This is a genomic window from Saccharopolyspora sp. NPDC000995 (assembly GCF_053599315.1).
On record NZ_JBSFLZ010000351.1, the window covers coordinates 1 to 1,232 of the forward strand.

At 65.6% G+C, this 1,232-nt stretch carries 1 pseudogene; it reads left to right on the forward strand.

Going from position 1 to position 1,232, the window contains the following annotated elements:
• Positions 1–31: 31 nt before the first annotated feature.
• A pseudogene (locus ACWDKQ_RS36275) lies at positions 32–1,232 on the forward strand (hypothetical protein); the annotation flags it as partial.

A 1,232-nucleotide genomic window follows, 5' to 3' on the forward strand; every position in this document is an offset into this window, starting at 1 on the left:
CGTTCCCTTGCCGCCGCCTGTGTCGGCGCCTGTGTCTGAGCAGGTGCTGGCTTCCGGCGTAGTCGGGATTCCGGCGGGGATTATGATGTCGCCGTCTGATTTGGGCGAGGAGCTTATTGCTGTCGCACGTAATTTGCCGGTTGAGGATGGCGTGTTGGCGGTGGTGGCGAAAGGTGATGGGCGCGGAGGAGTTCTTATCGGCGGCGAGAGTGCGAATGCCTGGGATTTGGCTAGTTTAATTCGAGGGAGGATGTACGGGAAGAGGGCGATCCGGTTGTATGCCTGTGGGGTCTCGGAGGAGTTCGCGCAGGCGCTGGATGAGGCGTCGGGTGTTGAGGTGCTCTGGACGCGGGGGATCGTGTGGTTCGGTCCGGAGACCAATGGGTTTGCCTCCATGGTTTCGGGTGGGTATTTGGATGAGCTCTTCATGTTGCGTCCTGACTATTCGCAGGGCGCTTGGGAGACGACGCGCAGGGGTGAGTGGCCGTCGGGGCAGGGCCCGTCTGATGTTTCCTTGCCGCCGGGGTTGCCTGGGTTGAGTCCTCAATGGGTGCATCTGCGTGCGGAGACGGCGCGGTTTCGTGCGGAGCCGTTGCCGGATTTGGGACGGATGCGGGAGTCCGAGCAGGCTGCGAAGGTGGCCCAGGCGCGGGCGACGATCGCGGCGGCTGGTGAGAAGCTGACCCAGGTTTACAGCATGGTGGATGCGCCCGTGCTGGAGGCGCCGGCGAGCACGGTCACGGCGGCTGATTCCGCTGAGACCGATGCGTTGCTCACGGCGGCGGCGGATGAGACTGCCTCGGCCGAGGTGAGTGTCGGGCATGCTCAGCGGCAAGCTGAGAAGTTGACGGTGGCGGAGGGAGAACTGGCGGAGGCGAGGCGGCGGCAGGAGGAGTTGAATGCTGAACTCGATGCGGCTCGGCGGGATCTGGTTGAGAAACAGGCGGTTTTGATAGGGGCCCGGGAGCAGGCGGCGCTTCTGCGAGACCAGGACGCGGGCGAGGGCGAGGGTGCTGCGCGGGATGCGTTGCGTGCTCAGCGTGCTGACGCGGCGGCGCGGGTGCAGTCCGCTAGCGCTGAGCACGCTGCTGTGCGGGAGCGGATTGATCAGCTGGTGGCGGCGGTTTGGGAGGCGGATGAGCGTATCGCTGAGGGTGCTGCCCGGGTGGAGGATGTCCGTGACATCGCGAAGGAAGCGGCGGAGACGGCCGCGAAGGCTGTGGCTGCGGCTC